This is a genomic window from Shewanella sp. AC91-MNA-CIBAN-0169, assembly GCF_040310165.1.
Taxonomy (GTDB): domain Bacteria; phylum Pseudomonadota; class Gammaproteobacteria; order Enterobacterales; family Shewanellaceae; genus Shewanella.
The window spans coordinates 1-277 of the sequence record NZ_JBEOPM010000102.1 but is presented as its reverse complement, the minus strand read 5'-3'; the positions used below and the strand labels follow the sequence as shown (position 1 = coordinate 277).

Annotated in this window: 1 pseudogene; it reads right to left on the bottom strand. The window is 46.2% G+C overall.

The features are described 5' to 3' along the window. Positions 1-277: pseudogene (locus AAEY98_RS22295) on the bottom strand (hypothetical protein); the annotation flags it as partial.

Here is a 277-nt window from a genome sequence, read left to right as displayed (position 1 = left end):
GCCCAATTCTTTCGCCAGCTTCGCCGTCGTCAGCTTAGAATAATTAGGCGTTGCCGCTTCTGTAGCGTTACTGGCAACTGAGTCTGTGCTTACCTTGCCAGCACTAGATAGCATACTGGACGTATTTCTCGACCCATTCTTAGAAGCTTTATTAACGCCATTATTAGAGCCGTTGTTAAGGGCGCTCTTGTTATCGCTATCATGTACTTTTTCAAGGGACATGCGCACTTCATCACTGATACGAATAATGCGCTGCGCTTCCTCATAAGTATCAGCA